General features: G+C 36.5%; 2 pseudogenes. Both read right to left on the bottom strand.

Annotated elements, in window-relative coordinates:
- A pseudogene (locus IDG60_RS27945) lies at positions 1-309 on the bottom strand (siderophore biosynthesis protein SbnF); the annotation flags it as partial.
- Positions 218-717: pseudogene (gene sbnE / locus IDG60_RS27940) on the bottom strand (L-2,3-diaminopropanoate--citrate ligase SbnE); the annotation flags it as partial. The pseudogenes IDG60_RS27945 and sbnE, both read right to left, overlap by 92 nt.

Below are 717 nucleotides of genomic sequence, written 5' to 3'. Positions count from 1 at the left end.
TGTTGTATCTGCCTCATCTCCTACGACACGCTCAATTGGTGATGTGATACGTATACGATCAAAGCTATGTGTCTTTTCAGCAGTAAAACGATACTCTGAATCATGTCCTTCTATTGTAAAATGACCGACACCGTCTTGATATGACGCTTTATACACAACAATATTCTCATAAATAAGTGATGATACCAGTTGATGCATTACTCTAGTCTTTACACGATTAAGAATTGTTTGATTCACAATACGATACCTCCTTGTTATAACAAATTGGATTTGGTATATGTGTATAAATAGGGTTTGCACCACAATCATTCAATTTACTCATCAAATTCGCTTTAGCCGCAATGGTCGGCGTTTGATATAAATCTTCTACACAGTCAACAAATACTGCGTTATTCGCGTATTCTTTTTTCCAAGTCATAAGACGATGCGCTACAAGTTGCCATAACACAACTTCATTTCTAGTTGCTTTACCAATAGTTGATACTAAATGTCCTAAGTGATTTACTACAACATAATATTTAAGACGATGCCATGCTTCATCATGTGCATATACAACAGGGCTTGATGCTGCCACAACATTTGGCACAAGCTGTTTTTCAGTAGCAATCGTTCTAGATAGACAAATGCCTTCAAGATCTCTGACAAAGCATACGTCGGGTATGCCATCTTTTAATTCAATTAATGTATTTTGTACATGTGCTTCTAGACTAATGCCTG

The sequence above is a fragment of the Staphylococcus sp. EG-SA-2 genome (assembly GCF_017152085.1).
Note: the sequence above shows the minus strand (reverse complement) of the source record. Positions and strands in the feature narration are given on the sequence as shown.